The sequence below is a fragment of the Streptomyces sp. R302 genome, assembly GCF_012927245.1.
Classification (GTDB): domain Bacteria; phylum Actinomycetota; class Actinomycetes; order Streptomycetales; family Streptomycetaceae; genus Streptomyces.
This window is the reverse complement of record NZ_JABBGE010000001.1, coordinates 1,258,281-1,277,127: the sequence shown is the minus strand read 5'-3', so window position 1 is coordinate 1,277,127 and position 18,847 is coordinate 1,258,281. Positions and strand designations below refer to the sequence as shown.

19 protein-coding genes are annotated in these 18,847 nt (G+C 71.7%); 7 read left to right on the top strand and 12 right to left on the bottom strand.

The features are described 5' to 3' along the window. Positions 1-16: 16 nt before the first annotated feature. Positions 17-2,611 carry an FHA domain-containing protein gene (locus tag HHL19_RS05840; RefSeq protein WP_169086107.1) on the bottom strand — a complete coding sequence of 865 codons (2,595 nt, stop codon included), beginning with the start codon at positions 2,609-2,611 and terminating at the stop codon, positions 17-19. Positions 2,612-2,829: 218 nt separating this feature from the next. Here HHL19_RS05840 and serB point away from each other — a divergent pair, with 218 nt between their 5' ends. Beyond that, positions 2,830-4,071 (top strand): phosphoserine phosphatase SerB, encoded by a 1,242-nt coding sequence (gene serB / locus HHL19_RS05835; RefSeq protein WP_169086105.1) that lies wholly within the window; start codon positions 2,830-2,832, stop codon positions 4,069-4,071. Between the two features lie 81 nt (positions 4,072-4,152). Here the strand turns inward: serB and HHL19_RS05830 are convergent, their stop codons facing one another. The 4 genes from HHL19_RS05830 to HHL19_RS05820 form a co-directional block, all read right to left on the bottom strand. Further along, positions 4,153-4,671 carry a histidine phosphatase family protein gene (locus tag HHL19_RS05830; RefSeq protein WP_169086103.1) on the bottom strand — a complete coding sequence of 173 codons (519 nt, stop codon included), beginning with the start codon at positions 4,669-4,671 and terminating at the stop codon, positions 4,153-4,155. A 35-nt stretch (positions 4,672-4,706) separates the two neighbouring features. After that, positions 4,707-4,910: a hypothetical protein gene (locus tag HHL19_RS05825; protein ID WP_169086101.1), complete on the bottom strand. Its 204-nt coding sequence runs from the start codon at positions 4,908-4,910 to the stop codon at positions 4,707-4,709. Positions 4,911-5,135: 225 nt separating this feature from the next. Beyond that, entirely contained in the window at positions 5,136-5,252 is a 117-nt protein-coding gene (locus HHL19_RS38045) for an SGM_5486 family transporter-associated protein (RefSeq protein WP_277349137.1), read from the bottom strand. A gap of 17 nt (positions 5,253-5,269) precedes the next feature. After that, positions 5,270-6,664 (bottom strand): CynX/NimT family MFS transporter, encoded by a 1,395-nt coding sequence (locus HHL19_RS05820; protein WP_169086099.1) that lies wholly within the window; start codon positions 6,662-6,664, stop codon positions 5,270-5,272. 71 nt (positions 6,665-6,735) lie between these two features. On the opposite strand from HHL19_RS05820, the gene HHL19_RS05815 reads away from it, so the two are divergent. Then, positions 6,736-7,449, top strand: a complete 714-nt coding sequence (locus HHL19_RS05815; protein WP_169086097.1) for an FCD domain-containing protein — start codon at positions 6,736-6,738, stop codon at positions 7,447-7,449. Here the strand turns inward: HHL19_RS05815 and HHL19_RS05810 are convergent. The 3 genes from HHL19_RS05810 to fabG all read right to left on the bottom strand — a co-directional run bounded on the left by HHL19_RS05810 (position 7,385) and on the right by fabG (position 9,461). After that, a complete protein-coding gene (locus tag HHL19_RS05810) occupies positions 7,385-7,804 on the bottom strand; it encodes a hypothetical protein (protein ID WP_169086095.1) in 420 nt (139 codons plus the stop codon). The genes HHL19_RS05815 and HHL19_RS05810 overlap by 65 nt on opposite strands. Positions 7,805-7,959: 155 nt before the next feature. Beyond that, positions 7,960-8,736, bottom strand: a complete 777-nt coding sequence (gene fabI, locus HHL19_RS05805) for an enoyl-ACP reductase FabI (RefSeq protein WP_169086093.1) — start codon at positions 8,734-8,736, stop codon at positions 7,960-7,962. 5 nt (positions 8,737-8,741) lie between these two features. Next, positions 8,742-9,461 (bottom strand): 3-oxoacyl-[acyl-carrier-protein] reductase, encoded by a 720-nt coding sequence (gene fabG, locus HHL19_RS05800; RefSeq protein WP_169086091.1) that lies wholly within the window; start codon positions 9,459-9,461, stop codon positions 8,742-8,744. Positions 9,462-9,736: 275 nt separating this feature from the next. Between fabG and HHL19_RS05795 the strand changes: the two genes are divergently transcribed. From HHL19_RS05795 to tyrS, 3 genes are all read left to right on the top strand, one after another. Continuing rightward, positions 9,737-11,260, top strand: a complete 1,524-nt coding sequence (locus tag HHL19_RS05795; RefSeq protein WP_169086089.1) for a TldD/PmbA family protein — start codon at positions 9,737-9,739, stop codon at positions 11,258-11,260. Positions 11,261-11,375: 115 nt separating this feature from the next. Further along, positions 11,376-12,767: a metallopeptidase TldD-related protein gene (locus HHL19_RS05790; protein WP_169086087.1), complete on the top strand. Its 1,392-nt coding sequence runs from the start codon at positions 11,376-11,378 to the stop codon at positions 12,765-12,767. Between the two features lie 51 nt (positions 12,768-12,818). Beyond that, complete coding sequence (tyrS, locus tag HHL19_RS05785) at positions 12,819-14,084, top strand: tyrosine--tRNA ligase (RefSeq protein ID WP_169086085.1); 1,266 nt, start codon at positions 12,819-12,821, stop codon at positions 14,082-14,084. A gap of 105 nt (positions 14,085-14,189) precedes the next feature. Here tyrS and HHL19_RS05780 read toward each other — a convergent pair whose 3' ends face one another. Further along, positions 14,190-14,465 (bottom strand): GlsB/YeaQ/YmgE family stress response membrane protein, encoded by a 276-nt coding sequence (locus HHL19_RS05780; protein ID WP_169086083.1) that lies wholly within the window; start codon positions 14,463-14,465, stop codon positions 14,190-14,192. Positions 14,466-14,634: 169 nt separating this feature from the next. Between HHL19_RS05780 and HHL19_RS05775 the strand changes: the two genes are divergently transcribed. Both HHL19_RS05775 and HHL19_RS05770 read left to right on the top strand, forming a co-directional pair. Then, positions 14,635-14,973: a DUF3099 domain-containing protein gene (locus tag HHL19_RS05775; protein WP_169086081.1), complete on the top strand. Its 339-nt coding sequence runs from the start codon at positions 14,635-14,637 to the stop codon at positions 14,971-14,973. Positions 14,974-15,187: 214 nt separating this feature from the next. Further along, on the top strand, positions 15,188-15,406 hold the full coding sequence (locus tag HHL19_RS05770; protein ID WP_169086079.1) for a hypothetical protein: 219 nt from the start codon (positions 15,188-15,190) through the stop codon (positions 15,404-15,406). A gap of 7 nt (positions 15,407-15,413) precedes the next feature. Here the strand turns inward: HHL19_RS05770 and moaA are convergent, their stop codons facing one another. From moaA to HHL19_RS05755, 3 genes are all read right to left on the bottom strand, one after another. Continuing rightward, entirely contained in the window at positions 15,414-16,412 is a 999-nt protein-coding gene (gene moaA, locus HHL19_RS05765) for a GTP 3',8-cyclase MoaA (protein ID WP_169086077.1), read from the bottom strand. Positions 16,413-16,578: 166 nt separating this feature from the next. Beyond that, the gene (locus tag HHL19_RS05760; protein ID WP_169086075.1) at positions 16,579-18,231 is read right to left on the bottom strand and encodes a cation acetate symporter; all 1,653 of its coding nucleotides are present in this window, start codon (positions 18,229-18,231) and stop codon (positions 16,579-16,581) included. Beyond that, a complete protein-coding gene (locus HHL19_RS05755; protein WP_169086073.1) occupies positions 18,228-18,602 on the bottom strand; it encodes a DUF485 domain-containing protein in 375 nt (124 codons plus the stop codon). The genes HHL19_RS05760 and HHL19_RS05755 overlap by 4 nt, the downstream gene beginning before the upstream one ends. Positions 18,603-18,847 lie beyond the last annotated feature (245 nt).

The following is an 18,847-nucleotide window of genomic DNA, read 5'->3' as shown; positions in this document are numbered from 1 at the left end:
TGGAGCCGCGCACGTGTTACTTGCGCATGACCTCGGGCTCGTGGCGGCGCAGCAGCCGGGCGACGGCGACGCCGAGGACGACGGTCATGACGAGCAGCACGCCGACGTTGAAGCCCCACTGGCCGGCGCTGTGCTCCCACAGCGGGTCCAGGTCGGTGGGGTTCTTCGGGTCCCACGGCGCCATGAGGTGCGCGAGGTCGAGGGTGGTGCCGGCGCCGGCGATGGCCCAGCGGGACGGCATCAGCCAGGCGAACTGCTCCAGGCCGGGCGAGCCGAAGACCTTGAAGAGGATGCCGGTGAAGACGACCTGCACGATCGCGAACATGACGAGCAGCGGCATGGTCTTCTCGGCGGTCTTCACCAGCGCGGAGATGACCAGGCCGACCATCATCGAGGTGAGGCCGAGCGCGATGACGGTGAGGCAGAGCTCGACGGCCGGCGGCATGATCAGGCCCTCGGCGGGCAGGTCGCGGATGGCGAAGCCGATGACGCAGAGGATGACGCCCTGGAAGGCCGTGATGACGCCGAGGACGATCACCTTGGACATCAGGTAGGCCGAGCGGGAGAGGCCGGTGGCGCGCTCGCGCTCGTAGATGACCCGTTCCTTGATCAGTTCTCGGACGGAGTTCGCCGCGCCGGAGAAGCACATGCCGACCGTGAGGATCAGCATGATGATGCCGGCGTCGCCGTTGAACCGGGACGGCGGGGTGGGCGGGGCGAGGCCGAAGTCGGCGGGGATGACGACGGAGACCGAGCCGATGACCGCGGGGAGGATGACCATGAGGGCGAGGAAGCCCTTGTCGGAGACGATCACCGAGGTGTAGCGGCGGATCAGGGTCCACAGCTGGGAGCCCCAGCCCTGCGGCTTCGGCGGGCGGGACATCGCCTGCTGCGGCATGTGGACGGGCTGGGCGGCGACGGCGTCGATGTCGGCGGCGTACAGCTGGTAGTGCTGCGAGCCCTTCCAGCGGCCGGCCCAGTCGTAGTCGCGGTAGTTCTCGAAGGCGGAGAAGACGTCGGCCCAGGAGGTGTAGCCGAAGAAGTTCAGCGCCTCGTCCGGCGGGCCGAAGTACGCCACGGAGCCGCCGGGGGCCATCACCAGGAGCTTGTCGCAGAGGGCCAGCTCGGCGACGGAGTGGGTGACGACGAGGACCGTGCGGCCGTCGTCGGCGAGGGCGCGGAGCAGCTGCATGACGTCGCGGTCCATGCCCGGGTCGAGGCCGGAGGTCGGCTCGTCCAGGAAGATGAGCGACGGCTTGGTCAGCAGCTCCAGGGCGACGGAGACGCGCTTGCGCTGGCCGCCGGAGAGGGAGGTGACCTTCTTCTCCTTGTGGATGTCCAGCTTGAGCTCGCGCAGCACCTCGTCGATGCGGGCCTCGCGCTCGGCGGTCGCGGTGTCGCCGGGGAAGCGGAGCTTGGCGGCGTACCGGAGCGCCTTCTGGACGGTCAGCTCCTTGTGCAGGATGTCGTCCTGCGGGACCAGGCCGATGCGCTGGCGCAGCTCGGCGAACTGCTTGTAGAGGCTGCGGTTGTCGTAGAGGACGTCGCCCTCGTTGGCGGGCCGGTAGCCGGTGAGCGCCTTGAGGAGGGTCGACTTGCCGGAGCCGGAGGGGCCGATGACGCCGATGAGCGACTTCTCGGGGACGCCGAAGGAGACGTCCTTGAGGATCTGCTTGCCGCCGTCGACGGTCACCGTGAGGTGGCGGGCCGAGAAGGAGACCGAGCCGGTGTCGACGAACTCTTCCAGCTGGCCGCCGACGATCCGGAAGGTGGAGTGGCCGACGCCGACGATGTCCTGCGGGCCGAGGAGGGCGGTGCCGCCCTTGGGGATCGGCTGGCCGTTGACGTAGGTGCCGTTGTGCGAGCCGAGGTCGCGGATCTCCATGCGGCCGTCGGGCGTGGCGTGGAATTCGGCGTGGTGGCGCGAGACCTGGAGGTCGGAGACGACCAGTTCGTTCTCGAGCGCACGGCCGATGCGCATCACGTGGCCGAGGGCCAGCTGGTGGAAGGTGGTGGGGCTGCGGTCGGAGTAGGCCGACGACGCCCCCGCGGCGCCGCTGGTCTGCTGGACCGGCTGCTGGACCGGGTGGCCCTGGTGGGGCACCTGCGGCGGGACCTGGTGGCCCTGCGGCTGCATGGGCTGGTGGACCGGCTGCTGCACGGGCTGCTGTACGGGCTGCTGTACGGGCTGCTGCCAGCTGTCCTGGTGCGGCGGCTGGGCCTCGTGGGTGCCCCACTCGGCCTGCGGCTGTACGGCCTGCGGGGCGGCGTGGCCCTGGTGGCCGGCGTGCGCGGCCTGTCCGGCGTGCGCGGCGGAGAGGTTCAGGCGCGGGCCGTCCGTCGGGTTGCCGAGGTGGACGGCGGTCCCGGGGCCGATCTCCAGCTGCTGGAGTCGCTGCCCGGCGACGAAGGTGCCGTTGGTGGAGCCGTGGTCCTCGATGGCCCAGCTCCGGCCGTTCCAACTGATCGTGGCGTGCCGCCACGAGACCCTGGCGTCGTCGATGACCAGGTCCCCCTGGGGGTCGCGCCCCAGGGTGTACGACCGGGACGGCTCCAGCGTCCAGGTCCTGCCGTTGAGTTCGAGTACGAGTTCTGGCACTCCATGCCCCACTGTGTGTCCCCCGATGCACCCCCGACACGGGGGCCCTAGGGATGGCGAATCATCCTGGGGAACTATTTCAGGCCGGGTCCCTTATCCGAAAGTCGGGCGGCGTGAAGACCCCGGGGAGGGCCGTCGGGCCGCTCCGGGGCGGTGTTCGGCCGGGCGGGTGTCCGGAACGCGGGACGGGGCGTCGGGTGGCAGCGGGTGCCCGATACGGTGGGAGCACCATGAGCGCATCGCAGACACCGGACGTCCCCGCCGTTCACCCCGCGGACGTGCCCACGCTTCTCGTCAAGATCTTCGGGAAGGACCGGCCCGGGATCACGGCCGGCCTCTTCGACACCCTGGCCGCCTTCTCCGTGGACGTCGTCGACATCGAGCAGGTCGTGTCGCGCGGCCGGCTCGTGCTGTGCGCGCTGGTCACCGAGCCGACCGTCGCCACCCAGGGCGAGCTGCGCGCCACCGTGCACAGCTGGGCCGAGTCGCTGAAGCTCCAGGCCGAGATCATCTCGGGCCTCGGCGACAACCGGCCGCGCGGCGAGGGCCGCTCGCACGTGACGGTGCTCGGGCACCCGCTGACGGCCGAGCAGACGGCGGCCATAACGGCCAGGATCGCCGGGGCGGGCGGCAACATCGACCGTATCTTCCGGCTGGCGAAGTACCCGGTGACGGCGGTCGAGTTCGCGGTCTCGGGGTGCGAGACCGAGGCGCTGCGGACGGCGCTCGCCACCGAGGCGCACACCATCGGCGTGGACGTGGCCGTGGTCTCGGCCGGGCTGCACCGGCGGGCGCAGCGGCTGGTCGTCATGGACGTGGACTCGACGCTGATCCAGGACGAGGTGATCGAGCTCTTCGCGGCGCACGCCGGGTGCGAGGAGAAGGTCGCCGAGGTGACGGCGGCGGCGATGCGCGGCGAGCTGGACTTCGAGCAGTCGCTGCACGCGCGCGTGGCGCTCCTGGAGGGCCTGGACGCGTCGGTGGTGGACAAGGTGCGGGCCGAGGTGCGGCTCACGCCGGGCGCCCGGACCCTGATCCGCACCCTGAAGCGGCTCGGCTACCAGGTGGGTGTGGTCTCGGGCGGCTTCACGCAGGTCACGGACGACCTGAAGGAGCGGCTCGGGCTCGACTTCGCCCAGGCCAACACCCTGGAGATCGTGGACGGGAAGCTGACCGGACGGGTGACGGGCGAGGTCGTCGACCGGGCGGGCAAGGCGCGGCTGCTGCGCCGGTTCGCGGCGGAGGCCGGGGTGCCGCTGGCGCAGACGGTGGCGATCGGCGACGGCGCCAACGACCTGGACATGCTGAACGCGGCGGGGCTCGGGGTGGCCTTCAACGCCAAGCCGGTGGTGCGCGAGGCGGCGCACACGGCGGTGAACGTGCCGTTCCTCGACACGGTGCTGTACCTGCTCGGGATCACCCGCGAGGAGGTCGAGGCGGCGGACGGCGGCGAGGAGGAGCTGCCGCACTGAGCCGCGTCGGCCCGTGACGCACGGGAAGGGGCCCGGCCGCTCTCGTGGCGGCCGGGCCCCTTTCGCGTACCGGTCCGCGGGTCAGTCGTGGGGGGTCCAGAAGTCGACGAGGCGGGCGGTGCCCGGCTCGACGGACTTCCAGGTGCCGGTGAAGGTGAGCACGGCGAAGGCCGAGGTGGGGTAGCCGGTGCGGTTCATCCGGGTGAGGGCGTCGCCCTCGGCGTCGCCGGCCAGCACCTCGGCGAGGCCGTGCATGCCGGGGTTGTGGCCGATGACGAGGACGTCCCGGACGTCCTCCGGGACCTCGTTGAGCAGGGCGATGAGCTCGCCGGGGGACGCCTCGTAGATCCGCTCCTCGTAGACCGTCCGGGGGCGCTCGGACAGTTCGTGGACGGCGAGCTTCCAGGTCTCACGGGTGCGCGCCGCGGTCGAACAGAGGGCGAGGTCGAAGGGGATCCCGGACCGGGCGAGCCGGCGGCCCGCCACGGGGGCGTCCTTGCGGCCGCGCTCGGCGAGCGGCCGCTCGTGGTCGGTCTCCTGGCCCCAGTCTGCCTTCGCGTGCCGGAGCAGCACGATCCTGCGGGTTGTGTCGACGCTCATGGTCCACAGCTTGGCACGGATCGGCCCGTCCTGACTCAGAGAGCGAGGGTTTGCCCGATCCGCTGGAGGATGTGCCCCATCCCGCCGTCCCCACCGGTCGCGGCGGCCTCACCGGGCCCGGTGACCAGCAGCAGGAGGACGGTGAAGGCGGCCGCGGGGAGGGCGAGGGCCCACCAGGGCAGCCGGGTGTCGACGCCTGAGGGCGTGGTCCGGTCGCCGGTGCGGGTGAGGGCCGTCATGACCGCCTCCGTGGTGGGGACGCCCCGGGGACCTTGCCCCGGGGAAGGGTGGGAGCGGCGGGTGCCGCGCTGTGGTTCCACCGTAGGGAGCGCGGGGGCCGCGGCCCATCCGGTGATCCACCCAGTCACCCCTGAGACTTCCCCCTAGGGGATGCGGGGGTTTCCCCTACCTCCCCCGCGTGCCGCCGTCCTGGCGGGCCGACGGCCGAGGGCCGAGGGCTGGGGTCACGGGGAGGCGATCGAGGCGATGACGGCGATGACGACCGTGATGCCGAGCATCGCGCCGAGCACGACGAGCAGCTTCTTCTGGCCGCCCTGGGGATTGGGTTCGAGAACGGGCATGGGCCCAGTCTCGCATCTCAGGATTCGTCCTCGACCGTCCGGTCCCGTGCGGCGAGGGTGCCCACGATCATCTGCGGGATCATCAGCCCGCCCATGAGGGCGATCGGCACGCCCCAGCCGCCGCTGTGCTGGTAGAGGACGCCGACGAGGAGCGGGCCGGGGATGGAGATGAGGTAGCCGACGCTCTGGGCGAAGGCCGAGAGGCGGACGACGCCGGCGCCGGTGCGCGACCGCAAGCCGATCATGGTGAGGGCGAGCGGGAAGGAGCAGTTGGAGATGCCGAGGAGCACCGCCCAGATCCAGGCGCCGCCGGCCGGGGCGAGCAGCAGACCGGTGTAGCCGGCGAGGCCGCAGGTGCCGAGGGCGACGACGATCGGGCCCTGGTGGCGCATCCGGGTCGCGAGGCGCGGGATGACGAAGGCGAGCGGGACGCCCATGACCATGGTGACCGCGAGCAGGACGCCCGCGGTGGAGGCGGGGACGCCGGCGTCGCGGAAGATCTGCGGCATCCAGCCCATGGTGATGTACGCGCCGGTGGCCTGGAGGCCGAAGAAGCAGGCCAGCGCCCAGGCGGTGCGGCTGCGGTAGATGGGGCGGGGCGCGGTCCCGGCCGGGGCGGTGGCCGGGGTCCGGACGGCCGGGACCTGAGCCTTCGGGGTCTGAGCCTTCGGGACCTGAGCCGTCGGGACCTGGGCGGCCGGGGTCTGAGCCGTCGGGGTCTGAGCCGTCGGGGCGCCCCGTTCCGTGGCGGCCGGGCCGTTGCGGTCCTTGACGAGCGGGAGCCAGGGCAGGACGGCGAGGGCGGCGAGGACCGCCCAGACGCCGAGGCCGAGGCGCCAGTCGCCGCCGAGGGCGTCGGTCATGGGGACGGTGAGCGCGGCGGCGAGCGAGGTGCCGAGCGCCAGGGCCATGGAGTACAGGCCGGTCATGCTGCCGATGCGGTCGGGGAAGTACCGCTTGACGATCACCGGCATGAGGACGTTGCTGACGGCGATGCCCATGAGGGCGAGGGCGCTGGCGGCCAGGAAGCCCGCGGTGCCGGTCGCGAGGGGGCGCAGCAGCAGGCCCGCGAGGATGGCGGCCATGCCGGCGCAGACGACGGCGGCGGGGCCGAAGCGGCGGGCCAGGCGCGGGGCCGTGATGCCGAAGACCGCGAAGCAGAGCGGCGGCACCGAGGTGAGGACGCCGGCGACGGTGCCGCTCATGTGCAGGGAGGCGCTGACCTCTTCGAGGAGGGCGCCGAGGCTGGTGATCGCGGGGCGCAGGTTGAGCGCGGCGACGACGAGACCGACGGAGACGAGGCCGAGCGTCCAGCGGGCGGGACGGCCGGTCGCCGGGGCGGGTACGGGGTGCTCCGGGGCGGGTGACCGCCGTACGGCGGCGGGTTCGAGGGTCTTCGGCTCGTCTGGCATGGAGTCATCATAGAATCATGGGATGATTGGTTGTCCAATCTCGAACGAACACAGGTGAAGGCGAGTCCCCCATGGCCCTCGGGCACCCCCGGCGCACCGGTCTCACCGACCAGGTGATCGCCGAGCTGCGGAACCAGATCACCTCCGGCGAGTGGCCGGTCGGCTCCCGCATCCCGACCGAGCCCGAGCTGGTCGAGCAGCTGGGCGTGGCCCGCAACACCGTCCGCGAGGCGGTCCGGGCCCTCGCCCACAACGGGCTGCTCGACATCCGGCAGGGCTCCGGCACCTATGTGGCGGCGACGAGCGAGCTGGCCGGGGTGATGCACCGGCGGTTCGCGGGCTCCGATCCGACGCACGTGGCCGAGCTGCGCTCCACGCTGGAGTCGGCGGCCGCGCGGTTCGCGGCGCGCCGGCGCTCCGAGCGGGACCTGGGGCAGCTGGACGCGCTGCTCGTGCGGCGCGAGGAGGCGTGGGAGTCGGGGGACGCGGAGCGGTTCGTGACGGCGGACGCGGCCTTCCACCACGCGGTGGTGGCGGCGTCGGGCAACGAGGTGCTGACGGAGCTCTACGCGGACCTGGGCGATCTCCTGCGCGAGTGGCTGCGCGGCGACGTGGGGCCGGACCTGCGGCCGGAGAACCACATGGACCACGCGCGCCTCGTGGAGGCGATCCGGGCCGGGGACGCGAAGCGGGCGGCCGAGGAGGCCGCGGGCTATCCGTTCATGTGCCTGGGCGGGAAGCGGCGGGCGGGGACGGAGGAGGCTCCGCCGCCGGTTCGTGGCTGACCCAGGCGGAGCGGACCTCCTTCCAGCAGCGGGCGGTGAGCGTCGCGTAGTCGGCGGGTGCGACGGCCACGGGGGCGCTGTCGGTGTCGAGGTCCCACCAGGGGTCGCACTCGACGTGGAGCCGTATCCGGTCGGTCCGGGGGTACGGATTGCGGCAGTGGGCGGTGACCCGGGTGCCCTCGACGACCGTGTGGCAGGAGGCGCCGAAGTCCTTCGGGGCGTCGGCCTCCGGAGCGGTGACGGCGGGTTCCTCGATGGGGGCGGGAACCGCGTGGACCTCCGCGGCGACGGCGGTCCCGAGAAGCAGGGCGGCGACCGAGGCGTAGGCGGCGAAGCCGGGTGGGAGCGCGCGCATGCCCGTACCTCCTCCCCGTGAGTAGCCGGAACGACACGCTCCGACCAGTCTGCGGTGATCCGCCGGACTTTTCGACTCGGGAACGGCACAGGGCCGGGCGCCCGGTCCCGGAAGGGAACCGGCGCCCGGCCCTGGCCGGAGCGGTACGGGCGCGGTCAGGCGCCGATCGCGTGCAGACCGCCGTCGACGTGGACGATCTCGCCGGTGGTCTTCGGGAACCAGTCGGAGAGCAGCGCGACGATCGCGCGGCCGGCCGGCTCCGGGTCGGACAGGTCCCACTTCAGCGGGGAGCGGCTGTCCCAGACGCCCGCCAGCTCCTCGAAGCCCGGGATGGACTTCGCGGCCATGGAGCCGATCGGACCGGCCGAGACCAGGTTGCAGCGGATGTCCCGCTCGCCCAGGTCACGCGCCATGTAGCGGTTGGTGGCCTCCAGGGCGGCCTTGGCGGCGCCCATCCAGTCGTACTTCGGCCAGGCGAACTTGGCGTCGAAGGTGAGGCCGACGACCGCGCCGCCCTCGCTCATCAGCGGCAGCAGCGCCATCGTCAGGGACTTCAGGGAGAAGGCCGAGACGTGCATGGCGGTGGAGACGGACTCGAACGGCGTGTGGAGGAAGTTGCCGCCGAGGGCGTCCTGCGGGGCGAAGCCGATGGAGTGCACGACGCCGTCGAGACGGTCGCCGAGGTGCTCGCGGACCTGGCCCTCCAGGCGCGCGAGGTGCTCGTCGTTGGAGACGTCGAGCTCAAGGACCTTGACCTTGTCGGGGTGGGGCAGCTTCTTGGCGATGCGCTCGGTCAGCGTCGGCCGGGGCCAGGCGGTGAGGATGATCTCCGCGCCCTGCTCCTGGGCCAGCTTGGCGGCGTGGAAGGCGATGGAGGACTCCATCAGCACACCGGTGATGAGGATGCGCTTGCCCTCGAGAATTCCGCTCATGGTGATCAGTGACCCATGCCCAATCCGCCGTCAACCGGAATGACGGCTCCAGTGATGTACGAGGCGTCGTCGGAGGCGAGGAAGCGCACCGTGGCGGCGATCTCCTCCGGCTTCGCGTAGCGGCCCAGCGGCACCTGGGACACGATGCCCGCGCGCTGCTCGTCGGTGAGCACGGCGGTCATGTCGGTGTCGACGAAGCCGGGTGCGACGACGTTGAACGTGATGTTCCGCGAGCCGAGCTCACGGGCGAGCGAGCGGGCGAAGCCGACCAGACCGGCCTTGGAGGCGGCGTAGTTGGCCTGGCCCGCGGAGCCCAGCAGACCGACGACCGAGGAGATCAGGACGACGCGGCCCTTCTTGGCGCGGAGCATGCCGCGGTTGGCGCGCTTGACGACCCGGAAGGTGCCGGTGAGGTTGGTGTCGACGACGGAGGTGAAGTCCTCGTCGGACATGCGCATCAGAAGGGTGTCGCGGGTGACGCCGGCGTTGGCCACGAGGACCTCGACCGGGCCGTGCTTCTCCTCGATCTCCTTGTACGCCTGCTCCACCTGCTCGCCGTCGGTGATGTCGCACCTGACGGCCAGGCAGCCCAGCTCGGTCAGCGCGGCCGGGGGCTCGCCCGAGCGGTACGTGTACGCGACCTTGTCGCCGGCCTCGGCGAACGCGCGGGCGATGGCGAGGCCGATGCCCCGGTTTCCTCCGGTGACGAGAACCGAGCGGCTCAACGGATCACCCTTTCGATCAGCGGTCTGGTACCCCGAAAACCTATCGGTAGCGCCCACCTCATGGAGAATCGGCCTCCGACAGTGGCGCGGGGGCGGCACTGTCGGATCCCTACAGATCCGCGCGCGGTGGACGCGCCGTGGACACGCCGGAGAAGCGGGCACGGGCGCCGCCCGAGGTGCGGAAAAATGTGCCGGTGGGGGCGGCGCGGCGTGATTCACTTCCGGTTGCCCGTCAACCGCAGCAGGTTCCCGTCACGCAGAGAGCGAGGCCGCTCGTGGTCCATCAGATCGACCCACACTTCCATGCCCTGCCGTTGAGGGCGCTCGCCGACGCGGCGCTCGCGCGGGCTCGGACGCTCGGCGCCGAGCACGCCGACTTCCGGCTCGAAAGGGTCCGCTCCGCCGCCTGGCGGCTGCGGGACGCCAGGTCGGCGGGGTCGTCGGACACCACCGACCTCGGCTACGCGGTGCGGGTCGTGCACGGCGGCGCCTGGGGCTTCGCCTCCGGGGTCGACCTGACGATGGACGGGGCGGCGAAGGTCGCCTCCCAGGCGGTCGCCATGGCCAAGCTGTCCGCGCGGGTCATCGCCGCGGCCGGGTCGGACGAGAGGGTGGAGCTGGCGGCGGAGCCGGTGCACGCCGACCGGACGTGGATCTCCTCGTACGAGATCGACCCGTTCTCCGTGCCGGCCGAGGAGAAGAGCGCGCTGCTCGCCGACTGGTCGGCGCGGCTGCTGCGGGCCGACGGGGTGGCGCACGTGGACGCCTCGCTGCTCACGGTCTTCGAGAACAAGTTCTACGCGGACACGGCGGGCACCGTGACCACCCAGCAGCGGGTGCGGCTCCACCCGGAGCTCACGGCGATCGCGGTGGACGGCACGACCGGCGAGTTCGACTCGATGCGGACCGTCGCGCCGCCGGTCGGCCGGGGCTGGGAGTACCTCACCGGGACCGGCTGGGACTGGGACAAGGAGCTGGAGGAGATCCCGGAGCTGCTCGCCGAGAAGATGCGGGCGCCGAGCGTCGAGGCCGGCCGCTACGACCTGGTCGTCGACCCGTCGAACCTGTGGCTGACGATCCACGAGTCGATCGGCCACGCCACCGAGCTGGACCGGGCGCTCGGCTACGAGGCGGCGTACGCGGGCACCTCCTTCGCCACCTTCGACCAGCTGGGCAAGCTGGCGTACGGCTCCTCGGTGATGAACGTGACCGGTGACCGCACGGCCGAGCACGGCCTCGCGACCGTCGGCTTCGACGACGAGGGCGTCGAGGCGCAGTCCTGGGACCTGGTGAAGGACGGCACGCTCGTCGGCTACCAGCTGGACCGGCGGATCGCGAAGCTCACCGGCCTCGGGCGGTCCAACGGCTGCGCGTTCGCCGACTCCCCCGGGCACGTGCCGGTGCAGCGGATGGCGAACGTCTCGCTCAAGCCCGATCCGGGCGGCCTGTCGACGGAGGACCTGATCGGCGGCGTCGAGCGGGGCATCTACGTGGTCGGCGACCGGTCCTGGTCGATCGACATGCAGCGGTACAACTTCCAGTTCACCGGCCAGCGCTTCTTCCGCATCGAGAACGGCCGGCTCGCCGGGCAGCTGCGGGACGTGGCGTACCAGGCCACCACCACCGACTTCTGGGGCTCGATGGAGCAGGTCGGCGGCCCGCAGACGTACGTCCTCGGCGGCGCCTTCAACTGCGGCAAGGCCCAGCCGGGCCAGGTCGCGGCCGTCTCCCACGGCTGCCCCTCCGCCCTCTTCCGGGGCGTCAACATCCTGAACACCACGCAGGAGGCCGGTCGATGACCGGATCCACCACGCACGGGCCCCTCTGCTGGGGGTCCGGCCCGCTGCGGAGCAGCAATCGGATGCAGTGCCCCCCGGGCAAGCACAGTCTGAACACCACGCAGGAGGCCGGTCGATGAGCCGCGTCAGCAAGCCGTACGAGATCGTCGAGCGGGCGCTCGAACTGTCCCGCGCGGACGGGTGTGTCGTCATCGCGGACGAGGACTCCTCGGCCAACCTGCGCTGGGCGGGCAACGCGCTCACCACGAACGGCGTGACCCGGGGCCGTACCCTCACCGTGATCGCCACCGTCGACGGCGCCGAGGGCACCGCCTCCGGCGTGGTGTCGCGCGCGGCCGTGACCGCCGACGACCTGGAGCCGCTGGTGCGGGCGGCCGAGGAGGCGGCGCGGGCGGCCGGGCCCGCCGAGGACGCGCAGCCGCTCGTCGAGGGCGTGCCCTCCTCCCCCGACTTCACCGACGCGCCCGCCGAGACCTCCTCCGCCGTCTTCGCCGACTTCGCGCCGGCGCTCGGCGAGGCCTTCGCACGCGCGCGTGCCGGCGGCCGGGAGCTGTACGGCTTCGCGAACCACGAGCTGACCTCCACCTACCTGGGCACCTCGACCGGGCTGCGGCTGCGGCACGACCAGCCCAACGGCACCCTGGAGCTCAACGCCAAGTCGCCCGACCGCTCGCGCTCCGCCTGGGCCGGGCGCTCCACCCGCGACTTCAAGGACGTCGACCCGGCCGCGCTCGACGCCGAGCTCGCGGTCCGCCTCGGCTGGGCCGAGCGGCGGATCGAGCTGCCGGCCGGCCGGTACGAGACGCTGCTGCCGCCGACCGCCGTCGCCGACCTGCTGATCTACCAGCTGTGGTCGTCGATGGCCCGGGACGCGGTGGAGGGCCGTACGGTCTTCTCCCGGCCCGGCGGCGGCACCCGGCTCGGCGAGACCCTCTCGCCGCTGCCGCTGACCCTGCGCAGCGACCCGAACGAGCCGGGCCTGGAGTCCGCGCCCTTCGTGATCGCGCACGCCTCCGGCGACGACGAGTCGGTCTTCGACAACGGCCTGCCCGTCGGCCCGGTGGAGTGGGTGCGGGCCGGCGCGCTCGACCGGCTGATCACCACCCGGCACACGGCCGGCCTCACCGGCATGCCGGTGGCGCCCGGCGCGGGGAACCTCATCCTGGACGGCGGCGGCGACCGCTCCCTGGAGGAGATGGTGGCCGCCACCGAGCGCGGGCTGCTGCTCACCTGCCTCTGGTACATCCGCGAGGTCGACCCGGCGACGCTGCTGCTCACCGGCCTGACCCGGGACGGCGTCTACCTGGTCGAGAACGGCGAGGTGGTCGGCGAGGTCAACAACTTCCGGTTCAACGAGTCCCCGGTGGACCTGCTGTCGCGGGCCACCGAGGCGGGCCGGACGGAGCGGACCCTGCCGCGCGAGTGGAGCGACTGGTTCACCCGGGCCGCGATGCCCGCGCTGCGGGTGCCGGACTTCAACATGAGCTCGGTCAGCAAGGGCGTCTGACCCGCCTAGACTGGGCTGTCTGCAAGCAACGATCCGAGGAGACTGACGACCGTGACGGACATCGTCGACGAGCTGAAGTGGCGTGGGCTCTTCGCCCAGTCCACCGACGAGGACGCCCTGCGCAAGGCGCTCGCGGACGGTCCCGTGACGTTCTATTGCGGTTTCGACCCGACCGCGGCCAGCCTCCACGTCGGCCACCTGGTCCAGGTGCTCACCGTCCGCCGGCTCCAGCAGGCCGGGCACCGGCCGCTGGCGCTGGTCGGCGGGGCCACCGGCCAGATCGGCGACCCGCGTCCGACCGCCGAGCGCACCCTGAACGACCCGGAGACGGTCGCGAACTGGGTGAACCGGCTGCGTTCCCAGATCGAGCCCTTCCTCTCCTTCGAGGGGGAGAACGCGGCGGTCATGGTGAACAACCTGGACTGGACCGCCGGCCTGTCGGCGATCGAGTTCCTGCGGGACATCGGCAAGCACTTCCGGGTCAACAAGATGCTGACCAAGGACTCCGTGGCCCGCCGCCTGGAGTCCGAGCAGGGCATCAGCTACACCGAGTTCAGCTACCAGCTGCTCCAGGGCATGGACTTCCTGGAGCTGTACCGGCGGTACGGCTGCACGCTCCAGCAGGGCGGCTCCGACCAGTGGGGCAACCTGGTGGCCGGGCTCGACCTGATCCACCGCCTGGAGCCGGGCGCCGAGGTCCACGCGCTCGCCACGCCGCTGATGGTCAAGGCGGACGGCACCAAGTTCGGCAAGACCGAGAGCGGCGCCGTCTGGCTGGACCCGGAGATGACCACGCCGTACGCGTTCTACCAGTTCTGGCTGAACGTGGACGACCGCGACATCTCGACGTACATGCGGATCCTCTCCTTCAGGTCCCGCGAGGAGCTGGAGGAGCTGGAGGCGCAGACCGCCGAGCGGCCGCAGGCGCGGGCCGCCCAGCGGGCGCTCGCCGAGGAGCTCACCACGCTGGTGCACGGCGCCGAGCAGTGCGCGGCCGTCATCGACGCCTCCAGGGCGCTGTTCGGGCAGGGCGACCTGGCCGGGCTCGACGAGCCGACGCTGGCCGCCGCGCTCTCCGAGCTGCCGCACGCGCGCGTGAGCGAGCTCGGCCAGGTCGTGGACCTGTTCGCCGAGGTCGGTCTGGTGGCGAGCAAGTCGGCCGCGCGGCGGACGGTGAAGGAGGGCGGCGCCTACGTGAACAACGTGAAGGTGACCGCCGAGGACGCCGTCGTCGAGGCCGGCGAGCTGCTGCACGGGCGGTGGCTGGTGCTGCGGCGCGGCAAGAAGAACCTGGCGGCGATCGAGTACACCGGCTGACCGCCGGACACGACACACATCGGAGGCCCGGTACGGCGACTGCCGTACCGGGCCTCCGATGTGTGTCCCGCGGTACCGGGCCTCCGGTGTGTGCCCGCGCCCGCGTCAGGCGCGCTGTCTGTTGCCCTTGATCGAGGCCCAGAGCATGTCGCCGACGCCCACCACGGCCACGGCGCCGATGAGTTGGAGCAGGTGACGCGTCCAGTCGATGCCCCGGGTGTCCTCGACGCCGATCCAGCCGGCGACCGCGTTGCCCAGGATGCTGCCCAGGATGCCGAAGATCGTCGTCAGCCAGAGCGGGATCTGCTGCTTGCCCGGCAGGATCGCCTTCGCGATCAGACCGAGGACGAATCCGACGATGATCGCCCACAACCAACTCATGTCCGCCTCCTCGTGCGCATGTGGCCCCAGTCTCGACCCGGCGGCCATACGGCGCATGTCGGACGCCGCCGTACGTGCCCCGGTCTCGTCGGCCCGGGAGCCTGGGCGTACGGTGGTCCGAGGTCCGGGCCGGGGAGGCTCCGGCACGAGCGGCGGGTGGTGGAACGCGATGCGGAAGCGAGGGGGACCCGAGGTCTTCCGGATCACCGGGGCCCGGCAGGGGCTCGCGGACGACGTCCGGGGCAGGCAGCGGCGGTACGTCATCTCCATGTCGGTCCGGACGCTCTCCGTGATCGCGGCCGCGGTGCTGTGGAACGTGGAACGGCACGTCGCGGTCGTGGCGCTCGCGCTCGGGGTGCTGCTGCCGTACGTCGCGGTGGTGATCGCGAACGCGGGCCGCGAGTCCGCGCCCGCGCTCCCGTCGACCTTCCTGCCCTCGCCGGTGCGTCCCGCCCTCGGCGAGGGCGGAGCGGAATCCGGAGCGGAACGCCCGTCCGGGCAGGGCTGATCGGGGGCGGACCCGCCCTGGTGACGGAACGTCATGGCGACGCCGTCGGGAACCTCAAGAAAAGCTCAGATCAATCACGAGGTTCCGGTGCACCGCACCCAGGGTGCCGTGACATACTGCGTACGCGCTCCGCATCCCCCGTCGGAGCGACGGACCGATGCCGGGCAGCTCCCCCCGTGGCTGCTCGGCATCGCCCTTGCTGGACAATGATCAGGTGAGCGAAGAGAAGCCGATCTGTTCCGCCAAGGGCTGCCGCGCCGACGCCGTCTGGGTCCTCGCGTGGAACAACCCCAAGCTGCACACGCCGGAGCGGCGCAAGACCTGGCTCGCCTGTGAGGAACACCGCGAGCACCTCTCGCAGTTCCTGGGCGTGCGGGGCTTCCTGAAGGACGTCGTGCCCTTCGCCGAGTGGGAGCCCGCCGAAGACGACTGACCCCGGCTCAGCCGCCGATCGCTGACATCGGGCGGTCGGGCTGCAGGAAGCTCGGGTCGTCGAGGCCCGAGCCCGCCTTCTTCCCCCACATCGCCTTCTTCCACAGCTCGGCGACGGCCGCATCCGATGCGGACGGGGCCTCCGAGCGGAGCGCGGCCCGCAGGTCGGTCTCCTCGGTGGCGAAGAGGCAGGTGCGGATCTGGCCGTCGGCGGTGAGCCGGGTGCGGTCGCAGGCCCGGCAGAACGGGCGGGTCACGGAGGCGATGACGCCGACCGTGTGGGGCCCGCCGTCGACGACCCAGCGCTCGGCCGGGGCGGAGCCGCGCTCGTCGGAGCCCTCGGGGGTGAGGGTGAAGCGGGTGCGGAGGGACTCCAGGATGTCCCCGGCGGTGATCATGCCGTCGCGCTTCCAGCCGTGCTGGGCGTCGAGGGGCATCTGCTCGATGAAGCGGAGCTCGTACCCCTCCGCGACCGCCCAGGCGAGCAGGTCGGGGGCCTCGTCCTCGTTGAGCCCCGGCATCAGGACGGCGTTGACCTTCACCGGGGTGAGGCCGGCCTCGCGGGCGGCGGCCATGCCGTCGAGGACGTCCTGGTGGCGGTCGCGGCGGGTGAGGGTCTTGAAGACCTCGGGGCGCAGGGTGTCGAGGGAGACGTTGACCCGGTCGAGGCCCGCGGCCTTGAGGGCGGTGGCGGTGCGCTTCAGCCCGATGCCGTTGGTCGTCAGGGACATCCTCGGGCGGGGCTCCAGGGCGGCGCAGCGCTCGACGATCCCGACGAGGCCGGGGCGGAGCAGCGGCTCGCCGCCGGTGAAGCGGACCTCGGTGACCCCGAGGTCGGTGACGGCGATCCGGATCAGCCGGACGATCTCGTCGTCGGTGAGCAGGTCCGGCTTGGCCAGCCACTGCAGTCCCTCTTCGGGCATGCAGTAGGTGCAGCGCAGATTGCACCGATCGGTGAGGGAAACGCGCAGGTCGGTGGCGACTCGGCCGTACGTGTCGAGGAGCACAGGTCCCCCTCCCCTTCTCCAGGTTCGCTTCTTTTTTCGAGCCTACGCGACCGCTCGGACATCGGGCACGGGCCGATTGTCACGAGGACGGCGCCGGCCGCGTCGTAGAACTCTACGACGCGGCCGGCGGCTCGTTGCGGACCGTATACGACCGGCCGCGCTGCGGTCAGTGCTTGACCGCGGCGGCGGTGCCGATGCCGGTGAGGGACTTGACCTCCAGCTCGGCGTACTTGCCCTGGTCCGGCTCCTCCTTGGAGAGGAGCGAGCCGAGCCAGCCGAGGAGGAAGCCGAGCGGGATGGAGACCAGGCCCGGGTTCTCCAGCGGGAACCAGTGGAAGTCGACGCCCTTGAACATGGAGCTCGGCTTGCCGGAGACGACCGGGGAGAAGAGGACGAGGACGACGGAGGAGATCAGGCCGCCGTAGATCGACCAGAGCGCGCCCTGGGTGGTGAACCTCTTCCAGAAGAGCGAGTAGAGGATCGTCGGCAGGTTGGCCGAGGCGGCGACCGCGAAGGCGAGGGCGACCAGGCCGGCGACGTTGAGGTCGCGGGCGAGGGCGCCGAGGCCGATCGAGACGATGCCGATGAAGACGGTGGACCAGCGGGCCGCCCGCATCTCCTGCTTCTCGGTGGCCTTCCCGCGCTTGATCACGTTGGCGTAGATGTCGTGCGCGAAGGACGAGGAGGAGGCGAGGGTCAGTCCGGCGACCACGGCCAGGATGGTGGCGAAGGCGACGGCGGAGATGACGGCGAGGAGGATGGCGCCGGTGGTGGAGTCGGCGCCGCCGCCGACTTCCATGGCGGTGAGCGGGGCCGCCGTGTTGCCCGCCTTGTTGGAGGCCATGATCGTGTCGCTGCCGAGCAGGGCGGCGGCGCCGAAGCCGAGGACGATGGTCATCAGGTAGAAGGCGCCGATGATGCCGATGGCCCAGTTGACCGACTTACGGGCGGCCTGGGCGGTCGGCACCGTGTAGAAGCGGATCAGGATGTGCGGCAGGCCGGCGGTGCCGAGGACGAGGGCGATGCCGAGGGAGAGGAAGTCCAGCTTCGAGACGGCGCTGACGCCGTACTTGAGGCCGGGCTCCAGGAACGCCTCGCCCTTGCCGCTGTTGGTGGCGGCGGCGCCGAGCAGGTCGGAGAGGTTGAAGTCGAACTTCAGCAGGATGAGGAAGGTGATGAGGACGGTGCCCGCGATGAGCAGCACCGCCTTCACCATCTGCACCCAGGTGGTGCCCTTCATGCCGCCGATGGTGACGTAGACGATCATCAGGACGCCGACCAGGGCGACGATCGCGATCTTGCCGCCGTCGCTGGTGATGCCGAGGAGCAGCGAGACGAGGACGCCGGCTCCGGCCATCTGGGCGAGCAGGTAGAAGATCGAGACGACGATGGTGGAGGTGCCGGCCGCGGTGCGGACCGGGCGCTGGCGCATCCGGTAGGCGAGGACGTCGCCCATGGTGAAGCGGCCGGAGTTGCGCAGCGGTTCGGCGACCAGGAGCAGGGCGACGAGCCAGGCGACGAGGAAGCCGATGGAGTAGAGGAAGCCGTCGTAGCCGTAGAGGGCGATGGCGCCGGAGATGCCGAGGAAGGACGCGGCGGACATGTAGTCGCCGGAGATCGCGAGGCCGTTCTGGAAGCCGGTGAACTGGCCGCCGCCGGCGTAGAAGTCGGCGGCGCTGCGGGTCTGCCGGCCGGCCCAGACGGTGATGGCGAGGGTGGCGATCACGAAGGCGGCGAAGAGGCCGATGATCAGCGGCCGGTGCTCGGTGGTGGCGTTGCCGGCGGCGAGCAGGGCGGGCGCGGTGGCGAGGGTGCTCATGCGTCGCCCTCCATACGGGCCTTGATGGCCTCGCCCTTGGGGTCGAGACGGAGCGCGGCGTGGCGGGAGTACAGCCAGGCGATGAGGAAGGTGGTGACGAACTGGCCGAGGCCGAGGACGAGGGCGACGTTGATGTTGCCGAAGAGGCGGGTGCCCATGAAGCCGCCCGCGTAGTTGGAGAGCAGGACGTAGAGCAGGTACCAGGTGATGAAGGCGACCGTCAGGGGGAAGGCGAAGGAGCGGTAGGTGCGGCGGAGCTCGCCGAACTCCTCGCTCCGCTGGACCTCGACGAACTGCTCCGTGGTGGGCCGGGCGGGACCGGGGTCGGTCCCGGCGCCCTCTCTCGGCGGCGGCGGTGCTTCGGTAGCCACGGACTCTCCTCGTGACGCGGGGGCGGACGGCATGGTCAAGGGGGCCTCACCTGGGGGGTGCGGGAACGGGGCGCCGACTGGAGCCCCTCCCCTGCTCAACGGCACGGAGCCGGAAGCGAAGTGGTTCAGGCGAGTGGATTTCTTCCGCGGAATCTTCATCCCGTCTTCTCAACTCATTGATGAGCAGGGAAGATCAGCGATAGCTTCACTCGTCATGCACCTGCTCACCCGCAACCCCGCGCGTG